Source organism: Curtobacterium sp. LFS084, assembly GCF_047977705.1.
Taxonomy (GTDB): Bacteria; Actinomycetota; Actinomycetes; order Actinomycetales; family Microbacteriaceae; genus Curtobacterium.
Genome location: NZ_JBFPFM010000012.1, coordinates 71595 through 88389 on the forward strand (window position 1 = coordinate 71595; position 16795 = coordinate 88389).

Annotated in this window: 17 protein-coding genes; 3 read left to right on the forward strand and 14 right to left on the reverse strand. The window is 72.5% G+C overall.

Features of this window, described 5'->3' with window-relative positions; genetic code table 11:
• Positions 1-28: 28 nt before the first annotated feature.
• Both ACNQOV_RS09210 and ACNQOV_RS09215 read right to left on the reverse strand, forming a co-directional pair.
• On the reverse strand, positions 29-721 hold the full coding sequence (locus ACNQOV_RS09210) for a response regulator (protein WP_416394268.1): 693 nt from the start codon (positions 719-721) through the stop codon (positions 29-31).
• Positions 718-2025 carry a sensor histidine kinase gene (locus ACNQOV_RS09215; RefSeq protein ID WP_416394269.1) on the reverse strand — a complete coding sequence of 436 codons (1308 nt, stop codon included), beginning with the start codon at positions 2023-2025 and terminating at the stop codon, positions 718-720. Before ACNQOV_RS09215 ends, ACNQOV_RS09210 begins: the two co-directional genes overlap by 4 nt.
• Positions 2026-2239: 214 nt before the next feature.
• Between ACNQOV_RS09215 and ACNQOV_RS09220 the strand changes: the two genes are divergently transcribed.
• Positions 2240-2476 (forward strand): hypothetical protein, encoded by a 237-nt coding sequence (locus ACNQOV_RS09220; protein WP_416394270.1) that lies wholly within the window; start codon positions 2240-2242, stop codon positions 2474-2476.
• Here ACNQOV_RS09220 and ACNQOV_RS09225 read toward each other — a convergent pair.
• Complete coding sequence (locus ACNQOV_RS09225) at positions 2463-3002, reverse strand: gluconokinase (RefSeq protein ID WP_416394271.1); 540 nt, start codon at positions 3000-3002, stop codon at positions 2463-2465. The genes ACNQOV_RS09220 and ACNQOV_RS09225 overlap by 14 nt on opposite strands.
• Positions 3003-3113: 111 nt before the next feature.
• Here ACNQOV_RS09225 and gndA point away from each other — a divergent pair, with 111 nt between their 5' ends.
• Entirely contained in the window at positions 3114-4571 is a 1458-nt protein-coding gene (gndA, locus tag ACNQOV_RS09230) for an NADP-dependent phosphogluconate dehydrogenase (RefSeq protein ID WP_416394273.1), read from the forward strand.
• Between the two features lie 130 nt (positions 4572-4701).
• On the opposite strand, the gene ACNQOV_RS09235 is transcribed toward gndA, so the two are convergent.
• The gene (locus ACNQOV_RS09235) at positions 4702-5328 is read right to left on the reverse strand and encodes a hypothetical protein (RefSeq protein WP_416394274.1); all 627 of its coding nucleotides are present in this window, start codon (positions 5326-5328) and stop codon (positions 4702-4704) included.
• A gap of 281 nt (positions 5329-5609) precedes the next feature.
• Here ACNQOV_RS09235 and ACNQOV_RS09240 point away from each other — a divergent pair, with 281 nt between their 5' ends.
• Entirely contained in the window at positions 5610-7193 is a 1584-nt protein-coding gene (locus ACNQOV_RS09240) for a molybdopterin-dependent oxidoreductase (RefSeq protein WP_416394275.1), read from the forward strand.
• Between the two features lie 121 nt (positions 7194-7314).
• Here the strand turns inward: ACNQOV_RS09240 and ACNQOV_RS09245 are convergent, their stop codons facing one another.
• The 10 genes from ACNQOV_RS09245 to ACNQOV_RS09290 all read right to left on the reverse strand — a co-directional run bounded on the left by ACNQOV_RS09245 (position 7315) and on the right by ACNQOV_RS09290 (position 16651).
• Positions 7315-8094, reverse strand: coding sequence for a putative protein N(5)-glutamine methyltransferase (locus tag ACNQOV_RS09245; RefSeq protein ID WP_416394276.1), 780 nt, complete (start codon positions 8092-8094; stop codon positions 7315-7317).
• Complete coding sequence (locus ACNQOV_RS09250) at positions 8091-9068, reverse strand: ribose-phosphate diphosphokinase (protein ID WP_022907051.1); 978 nt, start codon at positions 9066-9068, stop codon at positions 8091-8093. Before ACNQOV_RS09250 ends, ACNQOV_RS09245 begins: the two co-directional genes overlap by 4 nt.
• A 54-nt stretch (positions 9069-9122) precedes the next feature.
• On the reverse strand, positions 9123-10556 hold the full coding sequence (gene glmU / locus ACNQOV_RS09255) for a bifunctional UDP-N-acetylglucosamine diphosphorylase/glucosamine-1-phosphate N-acetyltransferase GlmU (protein ID WP_022907052.1): 1434 nt from the start codon (positions 10554-10556) through the stop codon (positions 9123-9125).
• Positions 10557-10682: 126 nt separating this feature from the next.
• Entirely contained in the window at positions 10683-11192 is a 510-nt protein-coding gene (locus ACNQOV_RS09260; protein WP_416394277.1) for a hypothetical protein, read from the reverse strand.
• Between the two features lie 49 nt (positions 11193-11241).
• Positions 11242-11697, reverse strand: a complete 456-nt coding sequence (locus tag ACNQOV_RS09265) for a hypothetical protein (protein ID WP_148286882.1) — start codon at positions 11695-11697, stop codon at positions 11242-11244.
• Positions 11698-11769: 72 nt separating this feature from the next.
• Positions 11770-12174 (reverse strand): hypothetical protein, encoded by a 405-nt coding sequence (locus tag ACNQOV_RS09270; protein WP_022906249.1) that lies wholly within the window; start codon positions 12172-12174, stop codon positions 11770-11772.
• 232 nt (positions 12175-12406) lie between these two features.
• Positions 12407-12652, reverse strand: a complete 246-nt coding sequence (locus ACNQOV_RS09275; protein ID WP_416394278.1) for a hypothetical protein — start codon at positions 12650-12652, stop codon at positions 12407-12409.
• Positions 12653-12718: 66 nt separating this feature from the next.
• A complete protein-coding gene (locus tag ACNQOV_RS09280) occupies positions 12719-14095 on the reverse strand; it encodes an MFS transporter (RefSeq protein ID WP_416394279.1) in 1377 nt (458 codons plus the stop codon).
• A 142-nt stretch (positions 14096-14237) separates the two neighbouring features.
• Complete coding sequence (locus ACNQOV_RS09285) at positions 14238-15275, reverse strand: NAD(P)-dependent alcohol dehydrogenase (RefSeq protein WP_416394280.1); 1038 nt, start codon at positions 15273-15275, stop codon at positions 14238-14240.
• A complete protein-coding gene (locus tag ACNQOV_RS09290; RefSeq protein WP_416394281.1) occupies positions 15272-16651 on the reverse strand; it encodes an ROK family protein in 1380 nt (459 codons plus the stop codon). The genes ACNQOV_RS09285 and ACNQOV_RS09290 overlap by 4 nt, the downstream gene beginning before the upstream one ends.
• Positions 16652-16795: the final 144 nt, after the last annotated feature.

Consider the following 16795-nt stretch of genomic DNA (forward strand, 5'->3'; position numbering starts at 1 on the left):
TCACTCGTGATACCTGCCACGAGGGTGTTCACGGGCGCCAGCCCGGGGTGACGAGGCCGGTCTCGTAGGCGAAGACGACGAGCTGGGCGCGGTCACGGGCACCGAGCTTGATCATCGCCCGGGAGACGTGGGTCTTCGCGGTCATCGGGCTGACGAAGAGGTGCTCGGCGATCTCGGCGTTCGTCATCCCGACGGCGACGAGCTGCATGACCTGGCGCTCGCGATCGGTGAGGACGTCGAGCTCCGGCGCGAGGGACGACGGTTTGGCGTGCGTGGCGTACGCCTCGACCAGGGAGCGGGTCGCCCGGGGCGAGAGCAGGGACTCCCCCGCGACGACCGTCCGGATCGCCCGGAGGAGTTCGGCCGGTTCGGTGTCCTTCACGAGGAAGCCGGCGGCCCCACCACGGATGGCCTCGAACACGTAGTCGTCCTCTTCGAAGGTGGTGAGGACGACCACGTGCACGCCGGCCAGGTCGGGGTCGGCCGAGATCCGTTGCGTCGCCGCGAGCCCGTCGGTGCCCGGCATCCGGATGTCCATGAGGACGACGTCGGGGCGCTCCCGCCGTGCGACGTCCACCGCGGCGTTGCCGTCACCCGCCTCACCGACGACGGTCATCCCGGGTTCGGCGTCGACGAGCGCACGCAGTCCGGCGCGGACGAGAACCTGGTCGTCGACGAGGAGCACGCGGATCGGGCCCGGGGCGGTGGGGTCCGTGGTCATCGGGGGTCCTCTCGGTCGGGACCGACCACCGGGAGGCGGGCGGCCACCCGCCAGCCGCCGTCGGTCGTCGGGCCGGCGGACAGGGTGCCGTCGACGGCGTTCGCACGTTCCCGCATCCCGATGATCCCGTTGCCGGTCGGGGCGAGCGGTCCGCTCGAGCCGACGTCGGCCGATCGGGGGCCCGACGGGCGGTCGGCGACGACCAGGTCGACGACGTCCGGACCGATCGAGATCGTCACGTCGGCTCGGTGCCCGGGGGCGTGCTTCATGACGTTGGTCACCGACTCCTGCACGATGCGGAACGCGCTCCGGTCCGTGATGCCGTGCACGGTCGAACGATCGCCGTCGATGGTCAGCCCGACGTCGACACCGGCGGCTCGCGCGCGTTCCACGAGGTCGGCGACGCGGTCGAGGCCGGCGGTCGGGGTGCGCTCGGCTCCGTCGGAGGCTCCGTTGGTGGTTCGGTCGGGGGTTCCGTCGACGGAGCGCAGCACGCCGAGGATGGTGCGGAGTTCGACGAGGGCTTCGCGGCTGGAGTCACGGATGTTGGCGAGAGAACCCCGCGTCTGGTCGGGCAGGTCGGCGCCGAGGTGGAGGGCGACCCCGGCCTGGAGGTTGATGAGCGACATGCTGTGCGCGACCGAGTCGTGGAGCTCGCGGGCGATCCGCACCCGCTCGTCGGCGGCGCGACGCCGGTCGGCCTCGGCACGCTGCCGCCGGCGTTCCGCGACCCGTTCGAGTCGGACGCGCACGAGCTCCGACACCGCGAGGGTGACGGTCGCCCAGGCGACCGCGAGCAGCACCGCGCCGAGGTCGAGGACCGGGGAGCGTCCGAGCACGGGATCGGCGGACGGGAGCAGCACCACCGCCGCCCCGGCCGCGGCGGTCGCCCACCACCGGTGTCCGCGCAGCCACGCGTTCGCCAGCGCCATGGTGAGCGCGGCGACGAAGGGGCCCCGCGGGCTCACGAGGGCGGCGTACCCCACGGTCGTCGCGAGGGTCACGAGGAGCACCGAGCGGGGGAACCGCCACCGCCACGGGAGCACCACGACGCCGACGACGAGCAGGGCGAGGGCCGCCGGACCGATCTCGACGGGCTGGAGGCCGCCCGCGACGCCGCGCGCCCAGGGCGGACCGCCCGCGGACCCGTCGGCTGCGCCCGATGCCCACCGCGATGCCACGAGCGTCCCGGGGACCTGCAGGAACGCCACCGGCAGCACTCGTCCGACCCGGGCGAACCGACGGCGCCCGCGCCAGCTGGGGTCGTCGGTCGCCGGGTCGGCGAGGGTCCGGTCGGTGTCCATGGCTCGAGCCTAGGGTCGGCTCCCGCCCGCGGCATCGGGAGGGAGCACGACCTGTGGACTACTCCCGCGGGAGCAGCCGGGTGTGGAGGAGAACGGGCACTACGACGGCGGGAGCAGACGGAAGTGGGGCTGCGGGACGGACGCGCACCGCGCCTCCGGTACCGAGTCTTGGAGGGTCGTGACAGCGACGCCGAACCGACCACAGGAGGTCACCATGCTCACCACCATCGCCGCCACCGCGCCCTACTGGCACGGCGGGTTCCCGTTCTTCGTCTTCCCCGCGTTCTTCTTCGTCGCGTTCCTGGTCGTGTTCCTCGTGTTCGGGGTGTTCCGGCGGGGCAGCTGGCGGGCGCGGTCCGACGCGCGGTCGGTGCTCGCCGACCGCTTCGCCCGGGGTGACATCGACGCCGAGGAGTACCGCTCGCGCCTGTCCGAGCTCAGCCGGAAGTGACCGACAGCGCGGCGAGGATCGCCGCCACCGTCTCGTCGACCGATCCCTCGATCGACACGGTGACGGCGGCCTCGTCCGGCTGCGGTCGCTCGAGCGTCGCGAACTGCGAGTCGAGCAACGAGCTCGGCATGTACTCGTGGTGGCGGTGCGCCTGACGGTCGGCGATGAGGTCGTGTGACCCGTCGAGGAAGGCGATCACGAGCGTCGGTGCCGATCCGCGCAGCCGGTCCCGGTACGCGCGCCTGAGCGCCGAGTTCGCCATCACGCAGCGGTGTCCGGAGTCCTCGACCTCGGCGATCCGGGCGGCGCAGGCGTCCAGCCAGGGCCAGCGGTCCTCGTCCGTCAACGGGATGCCCTGCCGCATCTTCTCCTTGTTCGCGGCGGGGTGCAGATCGTCCGCGTCGACGAAGACCGTCGGCTGCCCGTCGGCGGCGAGGGCGTCGGCGAGGGCCTGCCCGATCGTCGACTTGCCGGAACCGGAGACCCCCATCACGAGCAGGGGCGGGAGGACAGCACGCTCGGTCATCCCTCCACCGTATTGGGCCGGTGAACAGTCGTCCCCAGTTGCCGTAACACCCGGGCGGTCCCAGGCTGCGGACCGTAGGTTGGTGCCGAACGACAGGACGAAGGAGACCTCGTGGCAGAGAACAACGGACAGGCGAACATCGGCGTGGTCGGTCTGGCGGTGATGGGTTCGAACCTCGCTCGGAACCTCGCCTCGCGGGAGGGCAACACCGTCGCGGTCTACAACCGCACGTACGCCCGCACCGAGGAACTGCTGAACGAGCACGCCGACGCCGGCTTCATCGCGTCCGAGTCCATCGACGACTTCGTGGCCTCGCTGTCCAAGCCCCGCACCGCGATCATCATGGTGCAGGCGGGCAAGGGCACCGACGCGGTCATCGAGCAGCTCGCCGAGCGGTTCGAGGACGGCGACATCATCGTCGACGGCGGCAACGCGAACTTCCACGACACCATCCGCCGCGAGCACGACCTGCGCGAGAAGGGCCTCAACTTCGTCGGCACCGGCATCTCCGGCGGCGAGGAGGGCGCGCTGAAGGGTCCCTCGATCATGCCCGGCGGGTCGAAGGAGGCCTGGGAGACCCTCGGTCCGATCCTCAAGTCGATCGCCGCGGTCGCCGAGGGCGAGCCGTGCGTGACCCACATCGGCACCGACGGCGCCGGCCACTTCGTGAAGATGGTGCACAACGGCATCGAGTACGCCGACATGCAGCTCATCGCCGAGTCGTACGACCTGCTCCGCCGCGTCGGCGGGCTGAGCGTCGAGGACCTCGTCAAGGTCTTCGACGAGTGGAACAAGGGCGACCTCGAGTCGTACCTGATCGAGATCACCGGCGAGGTCCTCAAGCAGCGCGACGCCGACACCGGCAAGCCGCTCGTCGACGTCATCCGCGACGAGGCCGGGTCGAAGGGCACCGGCGTCTGGACCGTGCAGAACGCCGTCGGCCTCGGCATCCCCGTGTCCGGCATCGGCGAGGCCGTGTTCGCCCGGGCGGTGTCGTCGAAGCCGACGCAGCGCGCCGCGGTGCAGCAGGCGTTCCCCGACCGTCCCGACATCGCCCGTGTCCCCGACGGGTTCGAGGACGACGTCCGTGCGGCGCTCTACGCCTCGAAGGTCGTCGCGTACGCGCAGGGCTTCGACCTCATCATCGCCGGGGCGAAGGAGTACGACTGGGACATCGACCTCGGCAACATCGCGAAGATCTGGCGCGGCGGCTGCATCATCCGTGCGCAGTTCCTCAACCGCATCGTCGAGGCGTACGACAAGAACCCGAAGCTCGAGAGCCTGCTGGTCGACCCGTACTTCGCGAACGCCGTGCAGGAAGGCGAAGCCGCATGGCGTCGCATCGTCGGCATCGCCGCGGCTTCGGGGATCCCGGCGCCTGGCTTCTCGTCGGCGCTGGCGTACTTCGACTCGCTCGCCTCGGACCGGCTGCCGGCCGCGCTCATCCAGGGACAGCGCGACTTCTTCGGCGCACACACCTACCAGCGCATCGACAAGGACGGCACCTTCCACACGCTGTGGTCGGACGCCGACCGCCGCGAGGTCGAGCAGGAGCCCTCGACCCACTAGCGCGCTCCACACGGAAGGCCCCGTCGGTCGGCGGGGCCTTCCGTTTTTCGTCCGTCCCGCCGCTCGCGGTGTCGTCCGTCCCGCCGCTCGCGGTGTGGTCCGTTCCGCCGCTCGCGCTCCCGTCTCGCGGTCAGGCCACGATGCGCTCGCGCGCGAGGTCGGCCACGAGCCGCTCCATCCGGGGCCCCCGGCCGAGCATCCGTCTGGAACCCGGTGCCGAGCGGACGAAGAAGGTCGCCACCGCGGTCGTGTCGTCGGGCCGGACGTAGTGCATCGCGATCGCCCACGAGCGGCCGTCGCCGTGCACGTCCTCGAGCCCGACGTGCACCATCCGGCTCCACCGGATGACGAGCAGTCTGGTGGCTCGGCGTTCCTCGAGTTCCCACAGCGACGCCTCGGTCGCGCCGAACGCCCAGGTGACCCGGTGCCCGAGGGCGACGTCGGGACGCACGGATGCGACGGAGGCTCGCAGTTCGGGGGTCGGCACTGCCGGGACGAGCCACACCGTCGGGTCGATCCGACGGATCGCGAGTGCGAGCGCCTCGTCCTCGTGCCGGCGGCGGAGCGACCAGCCGCGCAGCACGGCACCGGCGATGACGAAGAGGCCGGCACCGATCACGGCGACCTCGGCGACACCGAAGTACGTCAGGTCGGCGTCGGGCGTGGTGGAGACGACGATGATGCGTGCGGTGAGCAGCGCGGCCCAGACCCCGACGATGACCCAGCGGAGCACCAGGAGCCGCCGTGCCTGCGACATCGGGTGGCGGTTCCGCCGCCGGGCGCGACCGAAGCCCGGGACATGATCGGGACGCCTCAGCACACCCCGATCCTCGCATGGTCCACCTGCCGTCGGCTGGCCGGTGCCGGTGAACGCCCGACGAACCGGTGGACGGGGCGGGTCGGTGGGTATGCGGGTCGGTGGGGATGCGGGTCGGTGGTCGGGGTACGGGTCCTCCACAGGCGCTCCCGCCGTCAGTCCCGTCTACCGCGTGCGCGACTGTCAGCACACACGCGGTGGGGTCGACCTACGCTCGGCTCGTGACCATTGATCTCGCGCCCGCCCCCGCGGCGGTCCCGCGCCCCCGACTGCTCGCTGCCGCGATCGGCATCGTCGCCGCGCTCGCGTTCTTCGCCGCCGCGGAACTCGGAGCCCTCGTGCTCAGCGGTGCAGGCAGCCCGCTCGTCGCGGTCGGGTCGGCGGTCATCGACCTCGCCCCGCCCGGCGCGAAGGACCTCATGGTGTCGCTGTTCGGCACCGGCGACAAGATCGCCCTGTTCGTCCTGATGTCCGTGATCGTCGCGGCGGTCAGCGCAGGTGCGGGTGTGCTCGAGCGTGCGCGCCCGCCGTTCGGCGCCGTCGTGTTCGCCGTCGGCGGTGTCCTTTCGCTCCTGGCCGTCACCACCCGTTCCGGCAGCGGCACGTTGGACGGTGCCCCCTCGGTCCTCGGCGTCGCGGCAGCCGTCGTCGTGCTCCGACTCCTCACCGCCCGACTCCGTCGGTGGGAGTCCGCCGCAGCCGTGCCGTCGGCGGCCGCGCGGCCCGCGTCCGCCGAACGGCGCGCATTCCTCGTCTGGGGCGTCACGGCGGCGGCCGTCGCGGTCGTTGTCGGTGGCGCTGCACGACTGGGGACCGCCGCCGCGCAGGCCACCGCCGCGGCACGGCGGGCGATCCGGTTGCCCGCCCCTGCCACCGCGGCGCCCGCGGTCCCGGCGGGAGCGTCCCTCGACGTACCCGGCATCACGCCGTACGTCACGCCGACGAGCGACTTCTACCGGATCGACACTGCGCTGCGCGTGCCGTCGGTGGACACCGCCGACTGGAAGCTCCGCATCCACGGCGCGGTCGACCACGAGGTCGAGCTGACCTGGGACGACCTGCTCGCCCTCCCGCTCGAGGAACACCACGCGACCCTCAGCTGCGTCTCGAACGAGGTCGGGGGTGACCTCATCGGGAACGCGCTGTGGCTCGGCTACCCGATCCGAAAGCTGCTCGAGCGGGCCGCGCCGCACGCGAGCGCCGACATGGTGCTGTCGCGCAGCGTCGACGGGTTCACCGCGGGGACGCCGCTCGACGTGCTGCAGGACGCCGGGACGACGGCGCTCCTGGCGGTCGGGATGAACGGCGAGCCACTGCCGCCGGAACACGGCTTCCCGGTGCGCATGGTGGTGCCCGGACTCTTCGGGTACGTCTCCGCCACGAAGTGGGTCACCGAGCTCGAGATCACCCGCTTCGCCGATGCACAGGGCTACTGGACGCCTCGCGGCTGGTCGGAGCGTGGCCCGGTCAAGCTGGAGTCGCGCATCGACACCCCGCGTGCCGGTTCGACCGTCGACGCCGGGACGACCGTCGCGATCGCCGGGGTCGCCTGGCAGCCGCACACCGGGGTGAAGGCCGTGCAGGTCCGGATCGGTGACGGGGCGTGGGAGACGGCAACCCTCGCGGACTCCGTCTCGGCGGACACGTGGCGGCAGTGGGTCTACCGCTGGACCCCGACGAAGGGATCGCACCGGATCCAGGTCCGAGCCGTGAGCGCGGACGGCGAAGTGCAGACGAGCGTGGAACGGCCGCCCGCACCGAACGGCGCGAGCGGATGGCACACGGTCGAGGTCCGCGCCGCCTGACCGCCTGACCGGCTGACCGGCTGTGCCGCAGACGGCGGCGCGGGTCGGACCGGAGGCATGGATCAGACCGGAGACGCGGGTCGGACAGGAGGCGCGGTTCGGCCCCGCGACTGGCGTCGCGTCAGGCGGGACGCGTCGCCACGACGCAGGTGCCGTCGACCTCGTCGTCCGACTCCACCGACACCTGGAACCCGGCCGCCGCGAAGGCAGCTGCCGACGCCTCGGACTGCCCGGCGGAGACCTCGATGACGAGAGCGCCGCCCGGGCGGAGCCACTCCCCCGCACCCGCGGCGATCCGCCGGTGCAGGTCGAGGCCGTCCGTTCCCCCGTCGAGCGCGACCCGGTGCTCGTGGTCGCGGGCCTCGGACGGCATCGTGGCGATGGACGCCGTCGGCACGTAGGGGGCGTTCACGGCGATGACGTCGACCACGCCACGGAACCGGTCCGGCAGCGGCGCGAAGAGGTCGCCGGCCACGACGATGCCGCGGTCGCCGATGTTCTCGGCCGCGACGTCGACCGCCGCCGGATCGACGTCCGACGCGACGAGGTCCAGCGCACCCACACGCTGGAGCAGGGCGACCGAGATCGCCCCGGCACCGCAGCAGAGGTCGACGACCCGGTCGTAGCGGCGCAACCGCCGAGCAGCCTGTTCCACGACCACCGTGGTGCGGGCACGCGGCACGAAGACACCCGGCGTCACGCGCAGGCGGTGCCCGTCGAAGGCCGCCCAACCGAGCACGTACTCGAGCGGTTCGCCGCCGAGCCGCCGCTGGACGAGCGCGCGGAGGCGGACCGCGTCGCCGTCGCCAGCCTCGAGCAGCAGGTCGGCCTCGTCCTCGGCGAAGACGCTGCCCGCGGCCCGGAGTCGGGCCGCGAGCGCGTCACGCACGGGTGCGGTCAAGCGGCGCCGTCGAACATCGAGGTGACCGACCCGTCGTCGAAGACCTCGTGGATGGCGCGGGCGATGAGCGGTGCGATCGGCAGGACCTCGAGGCGGTCCCAGCGCTTGTCCTCGGGCAGCGGCAGAGTGTCGGTGACGACGACCCGGTCGATGAACTCGCTCTGCAGCAGCTCGGTCGCCGGGTCGGAGAACACCGCGTGCGTCGCAGCGACGACCACGCCCGTCGCTCCGGCCGCCTTGAGCGCCTCGGCCGCCTTGGCGATGGTGCGACCGGTGTCGATCAGGTCGTCGACGAGCAGGCAGACGCGACCCGAGACGTCACCGACGATCTCGTGCACGGACACCTGGTTCGGCACGAGCGGGTCGCGGCGCTTGTGGATGATGGCGAGCGGCGCGCCGAGCTTCTCCGACCAGATGTCGGCGACGCGGACGCGGCCCATGTCCGGCGAGACGACCGTCAGCGTCGAGGGGTCGAGCGTCTGCTGGAAGCGCTCGAGCAGGACGGGCATGGCGAACAGGTGGTCCACCGGGCCGTCGAAGAAGCCCTGGATCTGCGCGGCATGCAGGTCGACGCTCATGATGCGGTGCGCACCGGCGGCCTTGAACAGGTCGGCGACGAGTCGTGCCGAGATCGGCTCACGCCCACGGCCCTTCTTGTCCTGACGGGCGTAGGGGTAGAACGGCGCGACGACGGTGATGCGCTTCGCCGAGGCACGCTTCAGGGCGTCGACCATGATGAGCTGCTCCATGAGCCACTCGTTGATCGGTGCCGTGTGGGACTGGATGACGAACGCGTCGCAGCCGCGGACCGACTCGTCGAAGCGGGCGTAGAGCTCCCCGTTCGCGAAGGTCCGTGCATCGGTCGGGACGAGGTCCACGCCGAGTTCCTCGGCGATCTCGGCCGAGAGCGCCGGGTGTGCCCGCCCCGAGACGAGGACGAGTCGTTTCTGGCCGGTCGTTTTGATTCCGGACAAGTGCGGTGCTCACTCCCTGACCCCGCGGGGCCGTGTTGATCGGCCCGAGAGCCGTCAGATCTGTTCGCCGTTCGCGCGCCGAGCGGCCTCGGCTGCCGGCGAACCGGGTCGGTGTTCCTCGACCCATCCGTCGGTGTTGCGCTGTGGGGCGTAGCTGATCGCCAGCGACCCGGCAGGGACGTCCTTGCGGACGGTCGTACCCGCGCCGGTGTACGCTCCGTCACCAATCCTAACCGGGGCGACGAACACGTTGTGCGACCCTGTGCGCACGTTCGAGCCGACCTCGGTCCGGTGCTTGTGCACCCCGTCGTAGTTGGCCGTGATGGTGTTCGCGCCGATGTTCGAGTCCTCGCCCACCTCGGCGTCGCCGATGTACGACAGGTGCGGCACCTTGCTGCCCCGGCCGATCGTCGCGTTCTTCGTCTCGACGAAGGTGCCGATCTTGCCCCCGTCGCCGAGGATCGTGCCCGGCCGCAGGTACGCGAAGGGCCCGACCGAGGCGCCGTCGCCGATGACCGCGAGGGTGGCGTCGACGCGGTTCACCACGGCTCCGACGCCGACTTCGGTGTCCCGCAGGGTCGTGTCCGGCCCGACGACCGCGCCCGAGGCGATCGCGGTGGCGCCGATGAGCTGCGTGCCCGGGAGGATCTCGGCGTCGGGTTCGATCGAGACGTCGAGGTCGATCCACGTCGTCGCCGGGTCCTGCACCGTGACGCCGGCGAGCTGGTGCCGACGGACGATGCGCGCGTTCAGCACCCGCGCGGCGTCGGACAGCTGCGCACGGTCGTTGATGCCGGCGACGAGCCACGGGTCGGTCAGCGTGACGACGTCGATGCGCGCGCCCCGGGCCCCGATGAGCGCCGGTGCGTCGGTGATGTACTTCTCGCCCTGCGCGTTCGCAGTGGTGAGCGAGGGCAGGACCGCACGGAGGTGCGTGACGTCGAACGCGTAGATCCCCGCGTTCGCCTCGGTGATCGTCAGCTGCTCGGCCGTCGCGTCCTTGTGCTCGACGACCCCGACGAACGTCCCGTCGGCGTCACGGACGATGCGGCCGAGTCCGGTCGGGTCCGGGGCGATCGCGCTGACGAAGGTGGCGCCGTTGCTCCCGCCGACGTGGGCGTCCACGAGTGCTCGGAGCGACGCCGCGTCGAGCAGCGGGACGTCGCCGGAGAGCACCACGACGGCCCCCTCGAAGTCGGCGGGGAGGGCCTGCACGGCGACCTCGACCGCACGCCCGGTGCCGGGTACGTCGTCCTGGTCGACCACGATCGCGTCGGGCGCCCGCTCGGTCACCTCGGCCGCGACGAGCTCCCGTTCGTGCCGCACGACGACGGCGACGTGCTCGGGCTCGAGGGACGACGCCGTCCGGAGCACGTGCGCGATGAGCGGCAGCCCGGCGAGGCGGTGCAGCACCTTGGGCGTGGACGACTTCATGCGCGTGCCCTGCCCGGCGGCGAGGACGACGACGGCGATGCGCTGGTCGGTCATGGCTCCATCCTGGCGCACGCGCGCTGCGGAGTCCGCCGGAACCGCCCGACCGTCGCAACCGTGCGCGCAACCGCAGCGGGTGGACGGGCCCACACCGCGCCTCCTGGCACCGTCCGACGGCAGGTGTCAGCCGGGGTCCGCCGCGTTCCCGGTCCCGCAGTGCGACACCGCGACGAGCGAGCTGCGCCCGGTCGCCGCCCCGAACTGGATGCGTTCGACGTCACCACCAGCCCCCGTGACGACGAACTGCCGGTTGCCGTCGTTGAGCGAGGACTCGGTGTACCGGACGGTCAATCCGTCCGCAGCCCACGACCTGCCGACGGTCCGCACCGCACCCTCGGGGTCCGAGACCCCCGAGCCGATGCGGGCGAGGTTGGAGAGCGCTCCGGACGTGCCTTCACCGAGGAGACACTCCTGGGCGTACTCGTTCGCCTGCGAGTCGTCCCACGTGACGCCCGAGGTCTGCATGGTCGCGTCCACGTACGCGGCAGCGAGATCGCGCTGGTGCTGGACGGTCGGCGTGCTCAGTGTGCTCTGAACCGGGGTGCCGCCGGTCGGCGGAGCGGCACACGCTGCGAGCGTCAGTGTCAGGGCGAGCGCCGTCCCCGCTGCCGCGCCTCGGGCGCGTCCGCTCACCGTCTCGATCCCGTCGGGTGTCGAACGAGTCCGGCTGCGAGGCGCGCGGTCAGCCGAGGTCCGCGGCGTTCCCGGTGCCGCACTTCGACACGCCGCTCATGGTGCTCTTGGTCGTCGCAGCCCCGAACTGGATGCGTTCGACGGCGCCGCCACCACCACCGTTCACCAGGTACCGCTTCGCGCCGGACGTCATCTCGTCCGTCGAGTACTTCACCGTCAATCCGTCCGCCGCCCAGGCTGCGCCCACCGACTTGGTCACGGCCTCCGGGTCGTCGACGCCCGCGCCGGTCCGGACGATGTTGTAGAGGGCGCCCGCCGAGCCGTCCGCGAGCACGCAGTCCTGCGCGTACTCCTCGGACTGGTCCGCGTCCCAGTCGACTCCGGAACGGCGCATCGTCTCCTCGACGTAGTCCGCTGCCTGTCGGCGCTGGTGCTCTGCGGTCGGTGCAGCCCGCGCGGTGTTCCCCTCGCTCGACCCGGGGGCGCAGGCAGTCATCGATGCCACGACGACCACCGCGACCAGCACGGACGCCCGCCCCCTCACAGCGCCGACCACAAGCGCCGCGCGACGGCGCGATCAACCCAGATCTGCCGCATCTCCGGTACCGCATCGTGAAACAGCCGAGATCGTACTGCGATGCGACCCAGCGCCGAACTGCACACTCGCCACCCGACCGCCGGTTCCGCTGACGACGTACTGCGGGCTCCCGTCGTTGTAGGAGTCCGTCGAGTACTGCACGTCGAGACCGTCCGCTTCCCACGCGGCCCCGACCAGCCGCTGCGTGGCCTTCGGGTCCGGCACTCCTCCACCGACCCGTGTGACGTTGAACAGGGCCCCGCGACTCCCACCCTCGAGCACGCAATCCTGAGCGTACGACTCGCTCTGGGCTTCGTCCCATTCCGCACCGGAAGCGCGCATCGTCTTCTCGACGTACGCTTCCGCGGCGCTGCCTTGCTGCTGGGCCGTCGGGACGGAGGCCATGGACGTTTCCTCTCCTGGTGGGTTCATCGCACAGCTCGACAAGGCGAGTCCTGTCATGACGACGGCGACCGCCTTCAGCACGGGTCTGGATCTCATCGACGCCCTCCCAGGCTCGGTCCACCCGGTGTATTCGCCCAGTCGTCCAACACAGTCGGCGTGGCAGCATCCGCGGGAGTCATCCCTCGACCGTCCTCGAATGTTGCTCGAGCGACGTTGCGGAGCGATTCGGTGTTCAAGTTGAAGTACACCGTGTCCCCACGGCGGCCTGCTCGAGGGCGGCGTCGACTGCGTCGATCATGCCCTGGTGGGCGAGCGAGAGACCCGCGGTGCGGCTGATCACGTCGAGCACGCCGAGGCAACCGGTGCTGAGGCCCGTGAACCGGGCGGTGTCCGCCCCGAGTGCGGTCCGGGCGTCGGTCAGCGCGGTCGCGACCGCTGCGAGCGTCTCCGACTCGATCCGCAGTGCTGCGGCCCCCATGTGTTCCCCCGTCGTTCCCCCTGGACGTCCGCGACGATAGCACCGCCACCACCGGCGTGCACGGGATCAGCGCGCGACCACCGGCTCCCGCTTGACGAACGCCATGAGCACGAGCCCGGCCACCAGCACCACGACGACCCCGAGGATCCCGTACCGCGTCGACCCGCCGACCGTGACGGCGACCCCGAACAGCGCCGGGGCGAGGAACGACGCCGCCCGTCCGGTCGTGGCGTAGAGCCCGAAGAGCTCGCCCTCGCGGCCGGGCGTCGCGAGCCGCGCCAGGTACGCCCGCGACGACGACTGCACCGGCCCGACGAACAGCGCCAGCGTCAGCCCGAGCACCCAGAAGCCCGCGGTGACGTTCCCGACCGCGAAGACGCCGATGCCGCACACCGCGAGCCCGATCAGCGAGACGGTGATGATCGCGCGTGAACCGAACCGGTCGTCGAGCCGGCCGGACAGGAAGGTGGCGATGCCCGCGACGACGTTCGCCGCGATGGCGAAGAGGATGACCTGCGAGGGGCTGAAGCCGAACACCTGCGCGGCGACGATGCCGCCGAAGGTGAACACCGCGCCGACACCGTCACGGAACACCGCGCTCGCGAGCAGGAACGCCAGGACGTTCCGGCGCTCGCGCCAGAGCCGGGCGATGTCCCGCCCGAGGTCCCGGTACGCCCCGAGCAGGCTGCCGCTGCGCGAGCGGTCGGGTGCGGCCTCGGGGACGGTCACGAACAGCGGGATCGAGCTCACGGCGAGCCACACGGCGGCGATGCCGATCGCGACACGGACGTCCCACTGCCCGGACACCACGGTCGCGGGCAGGTGCAGGAGCCCCGCGACGTCGCCGCCGCCGAAGTCCTGGATGCAGAGCACGAGCAGGACGACCAGCAGCACGATCCCGCCGAAGTACCCGGCCGCCCAGCCGATCGCCGAGACACGTCCGGTCTGCTCCCCCGACGCGACCTGACCGAGCATCGCGTTGTAGCCGACGCTGGCGATCTCGTACGCCACGGTCCCGATGCCGAGCAGGGCCGCTCCGAGCAGCAGGTACGGCTGGCTCGGCGCGACGAACACCATGCCGCCGATCGACAGCGCGATCCCGATCGTGGCGATGAGGACCGACCGGCGTCGGTGTCCGGAGGAGTCCGCGAGCCGGCCCACGGCCGGAGCGACCAGGGCGACGACGATCCCGGCGATCGTGAGGGCGGTGGAGACCACGGCCGCGTTGTGGGCGAGCTCCCGCTCGACGAGCGCCTTCCCGGCGGCGGAGGTGTCGCCGACGAGCGCCGGGTCCACGAACGCGCGGCTCGCCAGGTAGGTGCTGAAGACGAACGTCGTGACGACCGCGTTGAACGCCGCCGAGCCCCAGTCCCACAGGGCCCACGACACGAGGGCGCGCCGGTCGGTGCGCTGCGGCACTGCAGCCGCGGGTGAAGCCGTCATGCGCGAACCGTAGCGCGTCCCGGTGTCCGGACGGTGGCCCCAGTGGTGGCGTCCCGACGCGCGTCGCGTGCCCTGGTGGGGACCACGGGACGGACGGGAGGCGCGGTGCGGGCCCGCCCCGCGCCTCCCGTCCGTCGTCCGGTCACGCTCCGGACGGCGTGCCGCCGGGGTAGACGACGGACTTGAGGGACGCCGGGTCGGTGTCGCTCTCGAGGGCCTCGCGGACGTCGTCGAGGCCGAAGCGACCCGTGACGAGGGAGTCCAGGTCCACCTGGCCCGAGGCGACCAGCTCGATGGCGACCGGCCACGTGCCGGTGTAGCGGAAGATGCCGGTGACGGTGACCTCGAGGTTCTGGATGTGCTCGACCGGCAGCGTCATCTCGGAGTTGCCGAGCCCGACGAGGACGGCGGCACCGGCCGGTCCGACCGCCTTGATGCCGTCGGACACCGCGCGGGGTGCGCCGCTGGCGTCGATGAAGGCGTCGAAGGGCGGCAGGTCGGACGCGACCGAGACGACCGTCGGGTCCACGGCCTCGGTCGCACCGTAGGACAGCGCGCGCTCGCGGCGCTCCGGGACGAGGTCGCTGATGACGATGCGCGACGCACCGAACGCCCGCGCGGCCTGGGCGCAGATGATGCCGATCGGGCCGGCGCCGGCGATGAGCACGCTCGACCCGGGCACGATGCCGGCCTTGCGGACGGCGGCGATCCCGACCGAGAGGGGTTCGAGCAGCGCCCCGGCCTCGAACGACACCGAGTCGGGCAGGGTGTGCGCGAACTCGGACTCGATCGTGACGAACTCGGCGAACGCCCCGTCCACCGGCGGCGTCGCGTAGAAGCGCATGTGCGGGCAGAGGTTGTACCGCCCCGCGAGGCACTGGGCGCAGCGGTGACAGGGGCGCTGCGGCTCGATCGCCACCCGCTCCCCGACGCGCGACGGGTCGACGCCCTCGCCGACCGCGGTGATCGTGCCGGAGAGCTCGTGGCCGAGCACGAGGGGCTCCTCGACCACGAAGTCCCCGATCCGGCCGTGCCGGTAGTAGTGGACGTCGGAGCCGCACACGCCGACGGCGGCGACCCGGACGAGCACGTCCCCCGGGTCGACCGCGGGGACGGGGCGGTCCTCGACGGTGAGGTCCTGCGTGCCGAGCAGCACGCTGACGCGCTGGGTGGAGGTCATGGGGTTCTCGCTTCCTCGGCCGCGTCGTCGCGGCCGGACGGGTGGGTGGTCGTGCGGTCGTGTGTGGCGGTGGCGGTGGCGGTGGCGGGCGGCACCGGGGCGACTGCCCGCACTGCGGCGGTCGTCGGCACCGCGGTGGCGGTCGGCCCTGCGGCGACGGCCGACACTGCGCCGACTGCCGGCACGGCGTCGCTGATCCGGTCCGGGTCGCCGAGCAGGGCACCGAACGCGATCTCGGCGGCGCCGTGCACGAGTACGTCCGCCCCGAGCGCCGCGGGCACGATCCGGAGCCGGTCGGCGGTCCCGGTCATCGACTGCGCGCGCACGTCGTCGAGGATCCGGTCCCCGACGTGGTCGAGCAGGACCCCGAGGAAGCCGCCGAGCACGACGATCGACGGGTTCACGGTGTGGATCGCGTTGCGGAGCGCCGTGGCCAGGGCGGCCACCTGGCGGTCCACGACCCGCTCGACCTCGGGTCGCTCCTCGGCGAGCGCCGCGGCGAGGGCGACGAGGTCGTCCGGAGCGGTCCCGGTCGCCGCGGCGAGGGCGTCGCGTGAGGCCTCGGTCTCGAGGCACCCGACCGCCCCGCAGTGACAGCGGATGCCGTTCCCCGCGACGAAGGTGTGGCCGAGCTCACCCGCGTAGCCGTCGGCCCCGCTCAGCGGCCGGCCGGCGGTGATGACCCCGCCGCCGATGCCGCTCGCGCCACCGTTGAGGTACACCAGGTCGTCGACCCCGCGGCCGCTGCCGGCCAGTCGTTCGGCCCAGGCACCGAGGTTGGCGTCGTTCGCGGCACGCACCGGCAGCCCGGTCCGGTCGGCGAGCGGCCGGGCGAAGGGTGCGTCGTGCCAGCCGAGGTGCGGTGCGTACTGGACGGTCCCGTCCTCCACCCGGACCGTCCCCGGCACGGCGACCCCGATCCCGACGAGTCGGAGGGTCGCGGAACCCGCCGACGCCGGACGGATCCGGTCGAGCATCGAGGCGACGGTCTCGACCGCTTCACCGGGCGTCGGCGGACGGCGCTGTGGTTCGACGAGCCGGGTGCGCACGGTGCCGTCGAGTCCGACGAGGGCGACCGACACGGCGTCGACCTCGACCGTGACGGCGGCGGCGACCACGTCCGCCGCTGCCCGGACGACCGGGCTCGGGCGGCCGACCCCGCTGCCGGGAGTGCCGGCGGTCGGCAGCTCCTCGTGCAGGAGGCCCCGCTCGACGAGCTCGCCGACGAGGGTGAGGGTGGTCGAGCGGTTCAGGCCGGTGCGCCGGGTGACCTCGGCACGGGTGATCGGCCCCTCCTCGTGCACGAGCCGGAGGACGCGCGCCGCGTTGCTCGGCACGGGTGTCGTGCCCGGCGTTGCGGCGGTCGTGCTCGTCATCGGTCCCTCGTGGTGGTGGTTGGTGTGCGGCCGAGTCTCGGGCCGGCGGACTGTTTCGCGGCGTCACGGCCGCGAAACTGTCCGCCCAGCCGAGTCTCGGGCCGCGGGGCGGGGCGCGGCGCGGGGCGCGCCGCGGGCCGCGGG